This window comes from Citrifermentans bremense R1, assembly GCF_000426865.1.
Lineage (GTDB): Bacteria > Desulfobacterota > Desulfuromonadia > Geobacterales > Geobacteraceae > Geomonas > Geomonas bremensis.
In genome coordinates this window covers 122,185-140,500 of sequence record NZ_KE384581.1, presented here as the reverse complement: position 1 = coordinate 140,500, position 18,316 = coordinate 122,185, and the positions used below count along the sequence as shown (strand labels likewise).

The window sequence follows — 18,316 nt, the reverse complement described above, 5'->3', positions numbered from 1 at the left end:
GAAGATAGATGCTCGACGCACGCATACTGCAGCAATTGACCGATATCGTCGGCAGCGAGAACATCGCCGCCACCCCGCAGGACCTGATCTGCTACGGCTACGACGCCACCCAAATGGAGTTCCTCCCCGATTGCGTAGTGCATCCCGACGGCAGCGAAGAGGTAGCGCGGATACTGAAGCTCGCCAACAGTGAAGGCTTCCCCGTTTTCCCCAGGGGGGCAGGCAGCGGCTTCACCGGCGGCGCCCTCCCCAAAGGGGGGGGAGTGGTGCTGGTGACCACCCGCATGAACCGGATCCTCAGGATCGACACCGACAACCTGGTGGCCGAAGTGGAGCCGGGGGTCGTGACCGAGACCTTCCAGATGGCGGTCGAGAAACTGGGGCTCTTCTATCCCCCCGACCCCGCCTCCCTCAAGTTTTCCACGTTGGGGGGCAACGTCGCCGAGTGCGCCGGCGGCCCGCGCGCCGTCAAGTACGGCGTCACCAAGGACTTCGTGATGGGGCTGGAAGTGGTCCTTCCCACCGGGGAGGTGATCAGGACCGGCGGGGAGACGGTGAAGGGAGTGGTGGGTTACGACCTCACCAAGCTCATCTGCGGCTCGGAGGGGACGCTCGGGGTGATCACCAAGATCATCTTCAAGCTCCTCCCCTACCCCGACGCCAAGAAGACCATGCTGACCGTCTTTGATTCCATCGACGGCGCCGCCCGCGCGGTCTCGACCATCATCAAGAACAAGATCATCCCGACGACGCTCGAATTCATGGACCACGCCACGCTCGTCTGCGTCGAGCGCCGCTTCAACCTGGGGCTACCCGACAGCGGGCGGGCCGTGCTTCTCATCGAGGTGGACGGAGACCGCGACCTGATCGAAAAGCAGGCGGGACAGATCCATCGACTGATCGAGCCGCTCGGCCTGGTGCAGTTCCGCGTCGCCAAGGACGCGGCCGAGAGCGAGGAACTGTGGCGGGTGCGCCGCCTGGTCTCCCCGTCTTTAAGGGACGTGAACCCGGACAAGTTCAACGAGGACATCGTGGTGCCGAGGAGCAAGGTTCCCGACGTCATCAGACGCATCGAGGTGATCCAGAAGCGCTATGACATCCCCATCGTCAACTTCGGCCACGCAGGCGACGGCAACATCCACGTCAACATCATGATCGACAAGCAAGTGCCGGGGCAGCTGGAGAAGGCGCACGAGGCGATCAAGGAAGTGTTCCAGGCAGCGCTCGACCTGGGCGGGACCATGTCCGGCGAGCACGGCGTCGGGCTTGCCAAGCAGCCGTACATACCGATGGAGCTTACCGCCGACCAGGTGGCGGCGATGAAGGCGATCAAGCGAGCGCTCGACCCGAACAACATCCTAAACCCCGGCAAGATGTTGCCGGTGTGAACCAATTGACAATTGACGATTGACAATTGACAACGTTCCCTCGTCCACCGGGTCCATTGCGTCCACAAGTTCCACGTGGTCCATTACAGCACTCCATTGCGGCAGCCCCCCGGGGCAGCAAGTCTGAAGTCGTTACTATAAAACCAGTTGTCAATTGTCCATTGTCAATTGTCAATTGCCTTGAAGCGAGAACATAGATGACCAAGAAGCAGATCGACCCGCTCGAGCGGGTGGCAGCAGAGATGAAGAAATGCGTTAAGTGCGGCGCCTGCCGCGCGCACTGCCCCGCCTTCAGCACCTTCCAGCGCGAGCCAGCCACGGCCCGCGGCAAGGTAGCCCTGGCGCAGCACCTTTGCAAGGGGGACATAACACTTGACGACGGCACCTACTCCGCCATGTCCAAGTGCCTTCTTTGCGGCAGCTGCGTGGAAAAGTGCCCGAACCAGGTCCCGACCGACGAGATAGTAATCGCCGCACGCGAGGCGCTGGCGCAGCGGCGCGGGCTCACCACCTTCCATAAGGCGGTGGGACAGGTGATCAGAAACCGCAAGGTGATGAACTTCGGCGCGCTCGCGGCCGCCATCCTCGGCCCGCTCTTCTTCAGGAAGGTCCCGGCCACCTCGGGGCTCAGGCTCCGTTTCCCCATGCCGTTTATCGGGGGGAGCCGCCACATCCCGCAGATCGCCAAAAAGCCGTTTATGAAACGCCACCCCGAGGTGATCCAGGGGGAACCGGGTAAACCCCGGATCGTCTTCTTCGTCGGCTGCATGACCAACTTCGTCTACACGGAGATCGGCGAGGCAACCCTTGCCCTCTTCCGTCACTTAGGCTGCACCGTCATCATTCCCAAGGGGCAGCAGTGCTGCGGCCTGCCGGGGATGTCGGGGGGCGACCTGAACACGGTGCGGGAGCTGGCCGAGATGAACCTCGCCGCCATCGAGGCGCACCAGGCGGACTACGTGATGACCGCCTGCGCCACCTGCGGCGGCGCTCTGCACAAGCTCTACCCGCTGGTGGTCGGAAAACGGAACCCGGAACTGAAACAGCGGCTCCAGGCTCTCGCCGACAAGACGGTGGACGCGGCGGTGCTCTTGCAAAAACTCGGTCTCACCCCGGAAGAAACCGGGACCGGGTCCGGGATGCGCATCACCTACCACGACCCCTGCCACCACAGAACCGCCGGGATCACCAAGGAGCCGCGCGCCCTGCTCAAGAGAACGCCGGGACTGGAGCTGGTGGAAATGGAAGGCGCGGATCGCTGTTGCGGCCTGGGCGGAACCTTCAACGTTTACCATTACGAAAACTCCCTCGACATCAACGCAGGCAAGAGCGCCGCCATCATCGCAACCGGCGCCGACGCGGTGGTGACCGGATGCCCCGGCTGCATCATGCAGCTATCCGACGGCCTGAAACAGGCCGGAGATAAAACGAGGGTATTGCATACCGTGGAACTTCTGGCCCGCAAAATCAGGCGCTGACAGGCCACCCCTGTCAGCCGCCTCCCCCCTGCTTTTTCCCCGCAATTTTTCCCTGCTGCACAACCTCCTGTAATCCCTACACGTCGGGCGTATACACGCTTTTTCTTATTGACATTTGCCAAGCAAATCTTTATGAACAGTACGGTCGATTTTTAGTAAAACAACAGTTCGTTTACTGAGACTATAAGAACAGCGCGGCCGAGTTCACTCTGCTTGAAAGCAGTTTGACCGTACCAACTTCTTGGCGCCGCGCTGCCGGGGCTTATCCTGACCCGGCTCGGCTGACCGGACCTCTTTCTCCACTGCAGCGCCCCCTCCCGTTCCATGAAAAACCTGAAAAGAAGCACCAGTCCCCTTGTCCGCACCGAAGCGTATACGTTTTCGCGACAGCAACGGGCCTTCCTCCCGCTGCTGTAACGGCTTTCCGGGATGCTTCACGAAGACGTGCAACAGCTCCCCTTGCGGGGCGCACCTTACGTTTTCGCTAACTGAGGCAAGGGAGATTTTTAGTGACACTCAAAAAGTACAACGCTTTTTTAATATCAATCAACAGGAGGACGTCGATGAGTTCCGCAGTGACCCCGCAGGAGATGCAAAATCCCAACGACCAGAAGGATGCCCGCAATGTCTAATACCTTTATTCAGCCCTCATTGAAAAATCCGTTCGACGCCGGCGAGAAGGTCGAGTTCAACATCCCGGGCGAGATCTCCCGCGCCACTGGCGGCTACGAAGAGGCCATGCAGGCAGGTTACGACCTGATCCAGCGCCCGATCAAGTCGGTGAGCATCGACCAGATCGAGAAACAGCATTTCAAGAAACGCATGACCGTGTGGGAAAGGATTCGCGTCCTGACCGAGGCGGAGCCCAACATCCTGTTCCAGAACTGGGGCAAGAACCTGGACGGCGCTTCGCTGGTGACCGGCATCCTCAACATCCACGGCCGCGACGTCGCCGTGTACGGCCACGACTTCACTGTCCGCGCCGGTTCCATGGACGCCACCAACGGCAACAAGCTGGCCCGACTCTTCTACATGGCAGGCGAGAAAGGGATCCCGGTCATCGGCATGAACGACTCCGCCGGCGCCTTCGTCCCGGCCGGCGTGGGCGGCCTCGACGGTTACGCCGAGGCGTTCACCGCGCTGAGAAAGATCAGCGGCGTAGTCCCCTCCATCATGTGCATGTTCGGCTTCAACGCTGGCGGCGGCTCCTACCTGCCGCGCCAGGGGAGCTTCGTGATCCAGCCCAAAGACACCTTCTTCGGCCTCACCGGCCCGGGCGTCGTCAAGAGCGTACTCGGCGAGGACGTGACCCCGGAGGATCTGGGCGGACCGAAGGTGCACGGCCAGTCCGGCGTTGCCGACCTCACCGTCGAGGACGAAGTAGGGGCGCTCAGGACCGCGCTGCAGCTTCTCAATTACATCCCCGACAACAACTCGGTGATGGCGCGCCACCAGGAGACGAGCGACCCCTTGGACAGGAAGACCTGGGAGATCAACACGCTGCTCAAGAAGGCGTTCAACTCCCCGACCGGCTTCAACACCCCGTTCGACGTCTCCATCATCATCCAGCAGATCTGCGACCACGGCGATTACTTCGAGATGCAGCGCGACCGCGCCCGCAACGTCGTCACCGCCTTCGGCCGCCTGGGGGGCAACGTGATCGGCTTCGTCGCCAACAACTCGGCCGTCGACTCCGGCCAGATCGACTGCGACGCCGCCTACAAGATCGCGCGCTTCAACCGCTTCTGCAACATCTACAACATCCCGATCATCTTCATGGAAGACACCACCGGCTTCCTCCCCGGCCGCGAGCAGGAAGCCCGCGGCATCGTCCAGGCCGGCCGCGCCATGCTCGACTCCATCGTCGACATCAGGACCCCGCGCATCCTCTTGATCCTGAGAAACGCCTACGGCGGCGCCTACGCCTCCTACAACAACTACCCGACCGGGGCCGACCTGGTCCTGGCGCTCCCCACCACCAGGCTCGCCGTCATGGGCCCGGCCGGTAAGGAATTCGTCTACAAGGACGAGCTCAGGAAGATCAGGAACGCGGTCATCGAGCGCGTCAAGCGCGGCACCCAGGAGCGGGTAGAGGCCGGCGTGAAGCCGGATCTCGCCAAGCTCGACGCCGAGAAGGAAGCAGCCGACTGGCTCAAGACCGAGGAGGCGCTCCTCAACACCCGTTACGAGAAGGAGCTGATGAACCCGAAAGAGGCCCTCTCGCTCGGCTCCATCTCCTCTCTGGTCATGCCCACCGATCTCAGGAAAGTGCTCGGGGAGAACATGAACTTCTTCCTGCGCCACTACAAGCCGGGCCCCATGCAGTCCGTGCAGAGGGAGTTCCACTAATGGCGACTACAGACATGGGACTGGGAACAACGGAAGCAGGGGGCATCGCTCCCGAGTTGCTGGCAGGATTGGGCGGGGCGAAAGCCGAGCCCTGCTGCGGGCAGGCAGGACAGCGCCCGTCGCCGGCAATATCTAATGTAACGGAGATTAAACCGATGGCATACACGTCTGAAAAATACACCAAGAACCCGCTGATCCACAGGGATCGCCGCCTGAGCCTGTCGTCTTCCGCCTGGGTCCGCTCCTTCTCCTGCGAGGATCTCAAACCGCTCATCGTCTGCCGCGGGCCGATCCGCAAAGAGGCGATGGACGTCTACCAGGAGATGGGGATCACGCACTACGGCATCCTCTTGTCCGAGAAGGACTCGATCGTCTACCCGAACGCGCTGGCGCCGGAGCTTAGGACCCTTACCGATTCCAAGCGCGTGCACCGCGTGCCCGACTACAGCGGCGCGAGCAAGGAAGAGCGCGTCGAGCGCATCCACCAGATCATCAGGATCGCCCTCGACAACGGCTACGACTCCATTTTCGCGGGCTACGGCTTCATGGCCGAGGACGACGAATTCGTAGGCGCCATCGAGCAGGCGGGGCTCAACTTCATCGGCCCCTGCGCCGCCACCCAGACCGGCGCCGGCAAGAAGGACGAGGCGAAAAGGACCGCGCTCTCGGTCAACGTCTCCGTCACCCCCGGTATAGACAACGTCACCGCACGCACCCTGATCAAGAAGCACTCCACCCGCGAAAAGCTCCTGGCGCTGGTCAAGTCCGACGGGCTCGAGTGCGACCCGCAGGTACTGAAAAACGACAAGCTCTCCCTTGAGGAGCTCGCCGACCACATCCTGTACGCCTCCTACAACAAAGGGGTCGACCTCTTCTCCATCGAGGAGCTCTGCGCGCAGGTTCAGACCGAGTGCATCGCCATGCTGAAGAAGTACCCGCAGAGCAGGGTGCGCCTGAAGGCGATCGGCGGCGGCGGCGGCAAAGGGCAGCGTCTTCTGGGCGCGGGCCTTTTGAACCTGAAAAACGCCGACGACAAGACCATCGCGAAGGAGGCGGCCGAGGCCCCGGGCCTTGTGCGCGAGATCCTGAACGAGGTCAAGGCCAACGGCATCGGTGACAACAAAAACATCCTTGTCGAGCTCAACATCGAGCAGACCAGGCACAACGAGATCCAGTTGATCGGCAACGGCGAATGGTGCCTGGCTCTGGGCGGGCGCGACTGCTCGCTGCAGATGCACGAGCAGAAGCTCCTCGAGGTCTCCGTCACCCAGGAAGGGCTCTTGGCAACGATCGAGCAGGCCAAGGCCGCCGGCAAGAAAGCCGAGGTGAAGGCACTGGAGAGCGACCTCAAGGTGCTCAAAAGGATGGAAGAGGAATCCGAGCGCTTCGGCAAGGCGGTGGGGCTTGACTCCGCCTCGACCTTCGAGTGCATCGTCGACCGCGACCGCCACTACTTCATGGAGGTGAACACGAGGATCCAGGTGGAGCACCGGGTAACCGAGCTCTGCTACGCCCTCAAGTTCGTGAACCCGGACGACCCGAAGGACTTCTTCGTGGTCGAGAGCCTGGTCGAGGCGATGGCCGTACTGGCGCGCCACAGGAAGCGGGTGCCGAAGCCCGAGCGCTTCGTCCGTTTCAACGCGGCCGTCGAGGCGCGTCTGAACGCCACCGACGCCTCCCTCTCCCCGCACGCAGGGGGGATGATCCGCTACTGGTCCAAGCCGATCGAGGGGGAGATCCGCGACGACCAGGGGATCAGCATGCTGAACCCCGACACCGGCGTCTTCATGAAGTACAAGGTGGCCGGCGCCTACGACTCCAACATCGCGCTGCTCCTCACCAACGGCGACGACCGCCTGGCCAGCTACGAGAAGATGTCCGAGGTGCTGCGCGCCACTACGCTGCGCGGCTCCGATCTCGCCACCAACCTCGAGTTCCACTACGGCCTGGTGAACTGGTTCCTGGGAAGAAACGTCATGGCGAAGCCGACCACCCGCTTCGTGGTCCCCTACCTCACCCTGGTCGGGACGCTGAAGGAAGTGGCCAACAAGATCGACCCGGTCTACGCCTTCCTGCAGATGAAGAAGCATTACGCGAAGATGGTTACCGACTCCCTCGCCGGCCAGCCGGAGCGCCAGGCGAAGGAACTGAAGAACATGTCTACCCTTTTGGACCGCAAGGGGACCCTGATCATCCGTCCCATCGAGCGGCTTCTGGGCGACCCGCACCTTCTGTCGGGTTGGCTTTCCATGAACACCAAGAACTTCCGTATCGACAACGGGAAGGTGGTGTGGCTCAGAAACCCGGTAGGGGTCCTCAACGAGACCTACGAATACCTGCACATGAATTACCGCCCGCACAAGCCCGCGGCCGAGATCATCTGGGGCCACGATAACGACCTCTTGCAGCAGGCGCTGCATTTCTCCCGTACGCTGCGCGAGAAGTTCGGCCTGGCCCGCGACGAGTACTTCACCCTGCACGAGATCCTCAAGAACGACGCGCCGCAGGGTGGCTTCGACCAGCAGACCTGGGACCAGGTACGCTCCGCGCACTTCGGCTACGAGGCTGGTCTCGAACTCCTCGGCATGCTGTTCATGATAGGGCAGACCACCAAGTTCTGGGATCTGCGCGTGGAGGAAGACCTGGAGATCACCATCCCCGAATACCTGAACGACCCCGAGCTGCAGGCGCGGATGAAGAAGGTGCTGGTACCCCCGCCGGCGACCAAGGCGGACGAGATCGTGTCGGTCTGCGGCGGCATGTACTACGGCCAGGAAGCTCCGGGTATGCCCTGCTTCGTCACCGAGGGGATGCATTTCGAGAAGGGGCAGCCGCTCTACATCATCGAGGTCATGAAGATGTTCAACAAGGTGTACGCACCCTTCGCCGGGACCATCGACAAGATCCTGGTCACCTCCGGCGACGGCACCATCGTCTCCAAAGGGCAGCCGCTGTTCAAGGTGACCCCGGACGAGAAATTCGTCGAGGTGGACGTGAACGCCCTGGAGAAAGAAAAGCGCAGCATCAGCTCCGACTACCTGAAAGCGGTCCTCTAGGGGCGCTTCAGGCCTCGGCAGCAGAGACGAAAAAGGGGCTCCGGATTCAAATCCGGAGCCCCCGCCTCACCTACTGACCCCCGCCGTTCAAGGCTGGGTCAGTTTCTTTTTTTGTGGGTTATGCAGCGAAGCAGATATTGTCGCCGGAGAGAGCCTCCAGGAAGCTGTCCTGAAGCGGGTCCTTCACGATGGCCATCTGGCCGTGGTTCACGGACCACATGGTGCCGCAGCTCGGACATTCCACGATGTCCTCAGTGAAGCCGCCGGACCGAAGGTCCATGCCGATATGTTCGTCGTTTTTGCACACGGGGCATTGCATCTTGTTTCTCCTCTAGCCCTTCCAGGGCGTTCTATTGAATTTTTCGCTGTGGAAAATATAGGGGGGTCCATCTTGTTTTACAAGCGAAAAATTCCGAAAAAACGATTTAAAACACAATGTTACAACCTGTTTGACGTTTTGTATGACAAATCGACATTTTAAGTTTTACCCCAAAATAAAACAAGAAGAGCCGCCCGCGTCGGTGGCGTATACAGTAAATCCTTGAATTTCTTTTTGTTTTGAAATATAAATCACTATTCTAAAAATAAAACAAAAATTTCCTAATCCGGGACACAGCGCTTCGACTCCGGTTAGCTAAAAATAATTTTTTATCCCGCCGTTAACCAGGCAAACAAAAACCGTCTTCCCAACATCGAGGCTTCGCAACTACATTTTTATGGCCAGGAGAGCATCATGAGCATTGAAGAGAAAAAAAAGGCATGGCAGGCAGCAGCTGAGAAGAGCATCGCCAAGGCGCCGGAGCGCAAAAGCTCCTTCCGCAACAGCTCCGACGTCGAGCTGGATCGTTGCTTCGCCCCAGGGTTCGACTATCCGGGGTATGAGGAGAACCTCGGTTTCCCCGGGCAGTTCCCCTTCACCCGCGGCGTGCAGCCGACCATGTACCGCGGCAGGTTCTGGACCATGCGCCAGTACGCCGGCTTCGGCAATGCGGCCGAATCGAACGAGCGCTACAAGTACCTGCTCTCCGCCGGCCAGACCGGCCTCTCCATCGCTTTCGACCTCCCCACCCAGATGGGGTACGATTCCGACGCTTCGATGAGCCGCGGCGAGGTAGGCAAAGTCGGCGTAGCCATCGACTCCCTGGCCGACATGGAGATCCTGTTCGACGGCATCCCGCTGGACAAGGTCTCGACCTCGATGACCATCAACTCCACCGCCTCCATCCTGCTCGCCATGTACATCGCCGTGGCCGAGAAGCAGGGGGTACCCGCCGACAAGATCTCCGGCACCATCCAAAACGACATCCTCAAGGAGTACATGGCGCGCGGCACCTACATTTACCCGCCTAAGGAGTCGATGCGGATCATCACCGACATCTTCGCCTACTGCAAGGACAACGTCCCCAAGTGGAACACCATCAGCATCTCCGGCTACCACATCAGGGAGGCGGGCTCCTCCGCGGTCCAGGAAGTAGCCTTCACCCTGGCAGACGGCATCGCCTACGTCGAGGCGGCGGTCAAGGCCGGACTCGACGTCGACGAGTTCGCGCCGCGCCTTGCCTTCTTCTTCAACGCTCATAACGACCTCCTCGAGGAGGTGGCCAAGTTCCGCGCCGCCCGCCGCATGTGGTCCCGCATCATGCGCGACCGCTTCAAGGCGAAAGACCCGCGCTCACAGATGCTGCGCTTCCACACCCAGACCGCAGGCTGCACCTTGACCGCGCAGCAGCCCGACAACAACATCATGCGCGTCACCCTGCAGGCGCTCGCCGCCGTGTTGGGCGGCACCCAGTCGCTGCACACCAACTCGCGCGACGAGGCGCTGGCGCTTCCCACCGAGGAATCGGTAAGGATCGCGCTGCGCACCCAGCAGGTGATCGCCTACGAGTCGGGCGTTGCCGACTCCATCGACCCCTTGGCCGGCTCCTTCATGGTCGAGGCGCTGACCGACAAGATCGAGGCGCAGGCGCTTGCCTACATCGAGAAGATCGACGCCCTGGGGGGCGCGGTCGAGGCGATCTCCCGAGGATTCCAGCAGAAGGAGATCCAGGATTCCGCCTACGCCTACCAGCGCGCCATCGAGAAGAACGAGACCATCATCGTCGGCGTGAACAAGTTCACCGTTGAGGAGGGCGCGCCCCAAGGCCTGCTGAAGGTGACCGACGAGGTCGAGGTGAAGCAGAAGGCTTCTCTTGGCAAGATGAAAGAGGGTCGCGACAACGCCAAGGTGGAGGCTTCCCTGAAGGCGCTGGAGCAGGCTGCACGCGGGACCCAGAACCTGATGCCGTTCATCCTCGATGCTGTAAAGACTTACGCTACCTTGGGCGAAATCGCCAACGTAATGAGGGGCGTGTTCGGCATCCACAGGGAGACCGTCGTACTTTAAAAGCGGACGGCAATCTGCTGAAAAATCGACACAATGAGACACGTTGACGGGAGCGGTGATACTTCTAACACGATAGAAAATCATCATCGAAGAGGACCGCTCCCGTCAGCAGTTAAACTGCTTCTCTTACAGTTTGTAGCCTTCCTAGATTCCTTCGCTGTACCAGTTTGTTCAAACACAATAAGACACAGGGAACAGCCTGAATGTTACAAGTTTGAGAAACTTGACTCCTGCTACTTGCGCTTTGCTTTTTTTTCGCTATTATCTGTCTCCGTCAGTCTATGACCGGCGATCAGCAAAGGAATATTAATGCTATCTAAGATAAATCATGTAGGCGTTGCTGTCGCTTCTCTTGAGGAAGCACTTCCTTTTTATCGCGATTCACTGGGCATGACTTTCTCTGGTACAGAAGAGGTCCCAAGTCAACTAGTACGGGTAGCTTTTCTGTCAGTAGGCGAATCGAAGATCGAACTTCTGGAGCCGACCACCCCCGACAGCCCGGTGGCCAAGTTCCTGGAGAAGAACGGCCCGGGGGTGCACCACGTCGCTTACGGGGTAGACGATATCGAGGCGGCCATCGCGGCGCTGGTGGCCAAGGGGACCCGCATGATCGACGCCGTCCCCCGCAACGGCGCCCACGGCGCGCGTATCGCCTTCATCCATCCCAAAAGCAGCGGCGGCGTGCTGACGGAACTGTGTGAAGTGCACGATCACAGTCATTGAGACATTCAAATTTCAGAATTTCATGAGTCTGGATTTTTTTATTGACATTTGTTTGAATAATAATATAGTGACGTCAGTTTTATATAACAGTGGTTTGCTCATTGGGAATGGCTGTACTGGCTGAGTTGCGAGATTTTCTTTCAAGTAGTGGAGGACTATATCGTTGCAGAGACAAACAGCTCGCCCAAACTGTATCTTAAAGCTCTCAAATACGTCACGTTAATTAGCAGTGACTTAAGTGAGAGCTTTTTTTGCAATGTAATGAGTGTTCGACCTGCTTTTTGCGTAAAACTGTACTAAAAGCAGTAACTTCAATCGAGTTTCAACAACCAACCCAGGAGGTAAACGATGAGCTTTCAAAAGAAGATGCTTGCATTTGCAGCTGTCAGCGCTCTGACCGCAGCAACCGCCGTACCGGCAATGGCGCTGGAAAACGAGTTTCACGGTATGTTCAAGTTCGAGGGTTACCAGACCAATGCTTTGAGCGGTGGCAACTCTAAGGTTGCTCTTGGCAACCCGGCCCACTCCGGCTTCTTCGCAGAGCAGCGCGCACGCCTTATGTACATCGCAAAGGCTAACGACAACCTGAAACTGGTCACCCACTTCGAACTCGACACCCGCTTCGGCGGCATCAAGGAAGGCTACAAAGGGACCGCCGGCAACGATTCCGGCAACCTCGACGCCGACCAGTTGACCCTCGAGACCAAGAACATCTACCTCGACTTCAACGAGCCCACCACTGCAACCAACTTTAAGGTAGGCATGCAGCCCTGGACCGATGCCTACGGTAGCCTCTTCCTCTCCGCCGACATGACCGGCCTGTACGCAACCAAGAAATTCGACCCGCTGACAGTTTCTCTTGGCTGGTTCCGCTTCGACGACAACACAGCCAAAGACGCTCAGCCGGCTGGCGACCTCACTGCAGACCTGATCGTTCTCGATGGCAAGTTCGCCGTAAGCAAAGACATCACCGTCGGCGCATCCTACTACAACATCCAGAACGACTCTGGAACCAACCTCGGCGTCTCCAGCCGTAACTACGACCTGCTGCACATGGTTGGCGTAAACGCAGACCTCAAGTTCGGCGACGTCGCAGTCAAACCTTTCGCCGCCTACCAGTTCGGTGAGTTCAACAAGACCGACGACATCTCTGCATACCTCCTCGGCGCCACCGGTAAAGTCAAGGTCGGCTCGGGCGCGGTTAACTTCGCTGGCTACTACCTCTCCGGCGACAAGAAGACCACCGGCGACAGGGACTCCTTCCAGATCGTCACCCCCAACACCACCTACTTCAACCCTGCCAACATGTGGCTGCTGGTCCGCCCCAACCAGGCTATCAACACCTCCACTTCCGTCGTGGGTAACGACATGACCGTTGGCGGCCGCGGCTCCTACGGTGTGTTCGCCGGGTACGAAGGTACCGCCAACAAGGTCTTCTACAACGCCAACATCGGCTACATGGCTACCGCAGAAAAACGTGGTAACGAATCGAGTAGCCTCGGCACCGAGATCAACGCCCAGGTCGGCTACAAGATCTACGACAACCTGAGCGCTAGCGTAGCAGCCGCCTACGCCTTCCTCGGCGACGGCCTCTCGAGCCCGGGGAAATTGAATTCAGACTACGGCGTCGCAAACGCGGACGATCCGTACCTCTTCAACGTGCAGCTCAGCTACTTGTTTTAATTGAGGCACAGCCTTCCGCACACAGCGGCAGGAAAAGCCTGACCCTGAAAAAGGCCGGAGAGACAACTCTCCGGCCTTTTTTACTCTCCTCCCACGGTTATGAGTGACACCCTCTCCCGCTGCTACTGCGGCTGCGCACTGTGTGAACTAGCTGTAAACTGCGACGCAGTCACATAGCACTTCTTGCCAATCCACCACAGAGAGAGCACCGCACGCACTTGCATCAGCTTTCTCTCACACTTCGTAACTTTTCGCTTTGCCTGTTGACAACAAAAACATCCATGTTTTAATACATTGGTGTTTTTTAACCCAACAAGCAAAGGAGTCTTTATGAGAAAGATGGCAATGATTTTGGCAGCAACCCTCTTCACGCTGTCTTCAGTCCCAGCTTTCGCCCAGACTACCTCCACCCAGAAGGACGAATGCCTCCTCGCGTCAAGAAACTGCATGAGCCAGGTAGACGACATCAGAACCAGGATCTACAAGCTCGACAAAGAGATCAAGAAAGGAACACGCGTCTACACCCCGGACGAACTGAAGAAACTCGAGGACAAACTGAGAGAGACGAGCGAAGTCTTGAGAACGCTGGAGAAGCCGGATTAACCGGAACGGACCGGTAAAGCAAAGGAGGGGCTCATGCGCAAACTAACAGCAATGATGGCAGCGGGTCTGCTGCTGGCTTCGGCTGTCGCCGCAACTGGACAACCCACGCAAGCACAGAAGAACGAGTGCCTGCTCGCCTCAAAAAACTGCACCAACCAGGTGGATGACATTTACAAGAGGATGCAGCGCTTGGACAGAGAGATCAAGAAGGGGAAAAAGGTCTATACGCCGCAAGAACTGAAGCAACTGCAGCAGAAACTGACTGAGACCCAAGAGCTTCTGAGAGACATGGAGCGACCGGGCAAGTAAGCCAAGTGAAGTTACTCAATAGGAACCGAAAAAGGCGGGCTATGCGGCCCGCTTTTTTATGTGTTATTGTTGGGGTCAAGCCCTGTCTCTGGCGTGAAACCGTTTGACTAAAGCCTGCCGCTCTGCGATAATTCCGCGTCTTTTAATTCCAAGGAATAAGCGGAGTAATCATGAAAAAAACCCTGGCCCTCACCCTGATTCTCCTCAGTTCGCTGTTCTTCCCGCTCTTAGCCTCTGCCGAAAACATCCGCGCCTACGTCTCCGACTTCACCGTCTCCGGCGGCGACTCCGCCGACCTGAAGACCACCTTGAAGCGCCTCTTGTCATCGAGGCTTTCCGGAGACGGGCTGGTCACCGTGGAGACCCCCGCCGAGGCGGACGTGGTCATCTCTGGTAGCTACACCATGCTGGGCAAGATGTTCAGCCTCGACGCCACCGCGAAAAACGCACAAGGCAAGCAGCTTGCCGCCGCCTACGAGCAGGGTGAAAGCATCGACGCCCTGATTCCCGCTGTCGGCAGGATTTCCAGCAAGCTCAAGGGCGAGATTGCGAAACAGTACCCGCAGGCAGCAGCCCCTGCGGCAGCCCCGCTCCAGTCTCCCGCTGCCGTATTCAAGGCGCCTGCCTCCGAGATCGTTCGCAGCGAAACCGTCGCCGGTTGGGCCAGCCAGCGCATCGCCGGGGCCAAGAGCGCGATCGCTTCCTGGGGCACCGATGAACTCCTCATCGCCGACGCGGACGCCCTCTACCTCTATAAAAAAGGCGACAAACTCGCCCTGCTCGGGCAAGCGGCGCTGCCCCAGAATCAAAAGCTGCTCGGTATCGACGCCATCGGCCCGGACCAAGAGGGCAAGGTGCTCGCCTTCGTGACCCTGATGGACCGCGAGGCGCCTTCATCCCGCGTCTACTCCATACAAAACGGCACACTGAAGGCGGTGGCGCAGGACCTCCCCTATATGTTCCGCGCGCTGGCCCCTTACGGCGGCAAGAAGCAGCTCTTCGCCCAGGAGATGGGGCGCAGCGAGGATTACTATGGCGACGTTTACGAGGCGTCCCTCGCCGACGGAAAGGTGAAGCTTGCCAACCCGATCAAGATGCCGCGCTTCGCCAACATCTTCAATTTCAACCTGTTCCGCGACCGGTCCGGGAAATCCTTCCTCACCTGTTTCAACGACGGCGGCTACCTGCTGGTATATGCGGATGGCGACGAGGTCTGGAGAAGCAGCGAGAAGTTCGGCGGCACCGAGACCTACTTCCAGCGCCGCGACATCGAGAACGAAAGGACCACTGGAACACCCTTCCGCACCAGGTTCATCGATCAGCGCATCACCGTAACCGACAAGGGCGAGGTGATTGTCCCCCAAAACGCAGGCTTCTTCGTGCTGGGCAACGCCCGTTCCTACTCCAGGTACTCCATGGTGGATTTTGCCTGGAACGGGTCGACGCTTGAGGAACTCTGGAGAACCAAGCCGAGCCAGAACTACCTGGCCGACTACGACTTCAACCAGAAAAGCCGCGAAATGGTGCTCCTGGAGGTGACTCAGAAGACCGGCCTGGGCGGAAAAGGCGGCACTCTGGTCAGGATTCTCCGGGCGGAATAGACTATATGGCAGGGGGAATTAATCGTTGACTTCCCCCTGCCATACTGTTACGATTTCTCGTTTTTTCGCCAGCTTCAGCGGTACCGACATACCTTAGGACGACCCCGTGACTAACCCCTCATGTATTGAAGCTCCGCTCCCCAAAGGGGTGAGCGACTTCCTCCCGGAAACCGCCGACAAGATCACCTTTATCGCGGACAGCATCCACCGAGTCTTCGAACTCTGGGGCTTCAGGCGCATGATCACCCCGCTGCTCGAGTTCGAGCATGTGCTCGCTCTGGGCATGGGTGACGAGCTTAGGAGCAAGACCTTCCGCTTCGACGACCGCCAGACCGGACGCCTACTCGCCATTCCGCCGGACATCACTCCGCAGGTGGCACGCATCGTCGCCACCCGGATGCACGCCCTCCCCCTCCCCCACCGCATCTACTATTCCGGACGCGTGCTCAGGCAGGCCCAGATGCAGTCGGGCAAAAGCCGCGAAATCTTTCAGTCCGGCGTAGAGCTGATCGGGCTGGACTCCCCCGAGGCGGACGCCGAGATGGTGGCGATGGCGGTAGAGGTGCTGAAAAACTTAGGCTTCACCGGCTTCAAGATCGACCTGGGGCAGGTGGAGTTCTACCGCGGCATCATGGACGCCTCCGGCCTTTCCGCCGAGGTGCAGAAACAGTTGCAGGAAGCGATCAGCAAGAAGGAAGTCAGCGCGGTGCGCAGCATCCTCGAATCCGCCGGGGCTCCCGACCGGGTCAAGGAGGAGATCGCCCTGCTGCCGAGACTCTACGGCGGGCGCGAGGTGTTGCAGGAAGCGCGCAGCATCGCCGGAAACGAGCGCTCGCTGCGGGCCCTGGACAACCTCGCCCAGGTGGTCGACATCCTGGACATATACGGTGTCGCCGAGCATCTCACCATCGACCTGGGGGAGATCCGGGGACTGGACTACCACAGCGGGATCACCTTCGAAGGCTTCGTCCCCGGCGTCGGAGAAGCGATCTGCAGCGGCGGGCGTTACGACGACCTCACCGCCAAGTACGGATACCCGGCGCACGCCACCGGCTTCGCCTTCAACATCCTGGCCCTTCTGGCCAGCATGTCCAAGAGGCCTGAGGTCGAGGCGTCAAGCAGCCGCGACTTCCTGATCTTCAACAGAAAGGACGAGCGCCGCGAGGCGCTGGAAGTGGCGCAGAAACTGAGAAGACTGGGCTACACCTGCGCCAGGGATATCATCAAGCGCGACTTCGACAGTTCGCTTGAGTACGCAAAGAAGATGAACATCCGATTGCTGCTTGTGATCGGCGCTGAGGATTGCGCGGCCGGCCAGCTTTACCTGGTGCGGGTGGCGGACCGCCAAAGCATCACCGTGAGCGAAGAGGAGCTGTTCGACAAGGATCTAGATTTGAAATTCGATCTGCAGGGGGAGAATCATGGCTAACGTCGTTGTAATAGGTGCCCAGTGGGGCGATGAAGGCAAGGGTAAGGTCGTCGACATTTACACGGAGTTCGCGGACAACGTGGTGCGTTACCAGGGCGGGAACAACGCCGGCCACACGCTGGTCGTGGGCGACGAAAAGGTCATCCTGCACCTGATCCCGTCCGGGATTCTGCACGAAGGGAAGCGCTGCGTGATCGGCAACGGGGTGGTGCTCGACCCGGAGGTCTTCATCATGGAGATCACCAAGCTCAAGGCCAACGGCTACCTCAAAGACGACAAGATGCTGCTCCTCTCCGAGGCGCTGCACATCATCATGCCGTACCACAAGAGGATCGACATCGCCCGCGAGAGAAAGAGCGGCTCCAAGAAGATCGGCACCACCGGGCGCGGCATCGGTCCCGCCTACGAGGACAAGATCGGGCGCCGCGGCATCCGCCTCATGGACCTTCTCGACGAGAAGGCCTTCACCCGCAAGGTGAAAGAGGTGCTCGAGGAGAAGAACCTGATCCTGACCCAGCTTCTGGGCGACCAGCCGTTCACCTTCGAGGAGATCTACGAGGAGTACATGAAGTACGCCGAGACCCTCAGGAAATACGCGGCCGACACCTCGCTCATCCTGCACCAGGAGACCAAGGCAGGCAAAAGCCTCCTCTTCGAAGGGGCGCAGGGAACACTGCTCGACGTCGATCACGGCACCTACCCCTACGTTACCTCCTCTTCCACCTGCTCCGGCGGCGCCTGCACCGGCAGCGGCGTCTCCCCGAGGGAGATCCACGAGGTGATCGGCATCTCCAAGGCCTACGCCACCCGCGTGGGGAGCGGCCCGTTCCCGACCGAACTTGAGGACGAAACCGGCGAGCAGCTGCGCCAGGCAGGCCGCGAGTTCGGCTCCACCACCGGGCGCCCGCGCCGCACCGGCTGGTACGACGCGCTGGTCGCGCGCTACGCCGTCAGGGTCAACGGCCTCTCCGGCATAGCCATCACCAAGCTCGACGTCCTCTCCGGGCAGGAAACGGTCAAGGTCTGCACCGCTTACAACTATAAGGGTCAGGTGCTCACCGAGGTCCCGGCAAGCCTCGAGATCATGGAACAGTGCACCCCGATCTACGAGGAACTCCCCGGCTGGAACGACGACATCACCGGCGCAAAGAGCATGGCTGAGCTCCCGAAGAATGCCCAGGACTACGTGGCGCGCATCGAAAAGCTCTCCGGCGCCCCCGTGGTACTGGTCTCCGTCGGCCCGCGCCGCGACGAAACCATCGTACTCAGGAACCCGTTCGAGCGGGTCTAACTTTTTAATAAAAAGTGTTG

13 protein-coding genes are annotated in these 18,316 nt (G+C 59.6%); 12 read left to right on the top strand and 1 reads right to left on the bottom strand.

The features are described 5' to 3' along the window. Positions 1 to 8: 8 nt before the first annotated feature. The 4 genes from K419_RS0119550 (at position 9) to K419_RS0119525 (ending at position 8,271) form a co-directional block, all read left to right on the top strand. Positions 9 to 1,388, top strand: a complete 1,380-nt coding sequence (locus tag K419_RS0119550) for an FAD-binding oxidoreductase (protein WP_026843011.1) — start codon at positions 9 to 11, stop codon at positions 1,386 to 1,388. A 197-nt stretch (positions 1,389 to 1,585) separates the two neighbouring features. Next, on the top strand, positions 1,586 to 2,866 hold the full coding sequence (locus K419_RS0119545; RefSeq protein WP_084154296.1) for a (Fe-S)-binding protein: 1,281 nt from the start codon (positions 1,586 to 1,588) through the stop codon (positions 2,864 to 2,866). A 624-nt stretch (positions 2,867 to 3,490) separates the two neighbouring features. Further along, entirely contained in the window at positions 3,491 to 5,215 is a 1,725-nt protein-coding gene (locus tag K419_RS0119530; protein WP_026843008.1) for an acyl-CoA carboxylase subunit beta, read from the top strand. A gap of 155 nt (positions 5,216 to 5,370) precedes the next feature. After that, positions 5,371 to 8,271, top strand: a complete 2,901-nt coding sequence (locus K419_RS0119525; RefSeq protein WP_026843007.1) for an ATP-binding protein — start codon at positions 5,371 to 5,373, stop codon at positions 8,269 to 8,271. Between the two features lie 118 nt (positions 8,272 to 8,389). Here K419_RS0119525 and K419_RS0119520 read toward each other — a convergent pair whose 3' ends face one another. Further along, a complete protein-coding gene (locus tag K419_RS0119520) occupies positions 8,390 to 8,590 on the bottom strand; it encodes a hypothetical protein (protein WP_026843006.1) in 201 nt (66 codons plus the stop codon). Between the two features lie 414 nt (positions 8,591 to 9,004). Here K419_RS0119520 and K419_RS0119515 point away from each other — a divergent pair, with 414 nt between their 5' ends. The 8 genes from K419_RS0119515 to K419_RS0119480 all read left to right on the top strand — a co-directional run bounded on the left by K419_RS0119515 (position 9,005) and on the right by K419_RS0119480 (position 18,296). Beyond that, complete coding sequence (locus K419_RS0119515; RefSeq protein ID WP_026843005.1) at positions 9,005 to 10,657, top strand: acyl-CoA mutase large subunit family protein; 1,653 nt, start codon at positions 9,005 to 9,007, stop codon at positions 10,655 to 10,657. 309 nt (positions 10,658 to 10,966) lie between these two features. Beyond that, on the top strand, positions 10,967 to 11,380 hold the full coding sequence (mce, locus tag K419_RS0119510; RefSeq protein ID WP_026843004.1) for a methylmalonyl-CoA epimerase: 414 nt from the start codon (positions 10,967 to 10,969) through the stop codon (positions 11,378 to 11,380). Between the two features lie 348 nt (positions 11,381 to 11,728). Beyond that, the gene (locus tag K419_RS0119505; RefSeq protein WP_026843003.1) at positions 11,729 to 13,063 is read left to right on the top strand and encodes a porin; all 1,335 of its coding nucleotides are present in this window, start codon (positions 11,729 to 11,731) and stop codon (positions 13,061 to 13,063) included. A gap of 330 nt (positions 13,064 to 13,393) precedes the next feature. Beyond that, positions 13,394 to 13,666, top strand: a complete 273-nt coding sequence (locus tag K419_RS0119500) for a hypothetical protein (RefSeq protein ID WP_026843002.1) — start codon at positions 13,394 to 13,396, stop codon at positions 13,664 to 13,666. 33 nt (positions 13,667 to 13,699) lie between these two features. Beyond that, positions 13,700 to 13,975: a hypothetical protein gene (locus K419_RS0119495; RefSeq protein WP_026843001.1), complete on the top strand. Its 276-nt coding sequence runs from the start codon at positions 13,700 to 13,702 to the stop codon at positions 13,973 to 13,975. A gap of 170 nt (positions 13,976 to 14,145) precedes the next feature. Further along, positions 14,146 to 15,576: a hypothetical protein gene (locus K419_RS0119490; protein ID WP_026843000.1), complete on the top strand. Its 1,431-nt coding sequence runs from the start codon at positions 14,146 to 14,148 to the stop codon at positions 15,574 to 15,576. A 106-nt stretch (positions 15,577 to 15,682) separates the two neighbouring features. After that, a complete protein-coding gene (locus K419_RS0119485) occupies positions 15,683 to 17,005 on the top strand; it encodes an ATP phosphoribosyltransferase regulatory subunit (protein WP_026842999.1) in 1,323 nt (440 codons plus the stop codon). Next, the gene (locus tag K419_RS0119480) at positions 16,998 to 18,296 is read left to right on the top strand and encodes an adenylosuccinate synthase (RefSeq protein WP_026842998.1); all 1,299 of its coding nucleotides are present in this window, start codon (positions 16,998 to 17,000) and stop codon (positions 18,294 to 18,296) included. Before K419_RS0119485 ends, K419_RS0119480 begins: the two co-directional genes overlap by 8 nt. Positions 18,297 to 18,316: the final 20 nt, after the last annotated feature.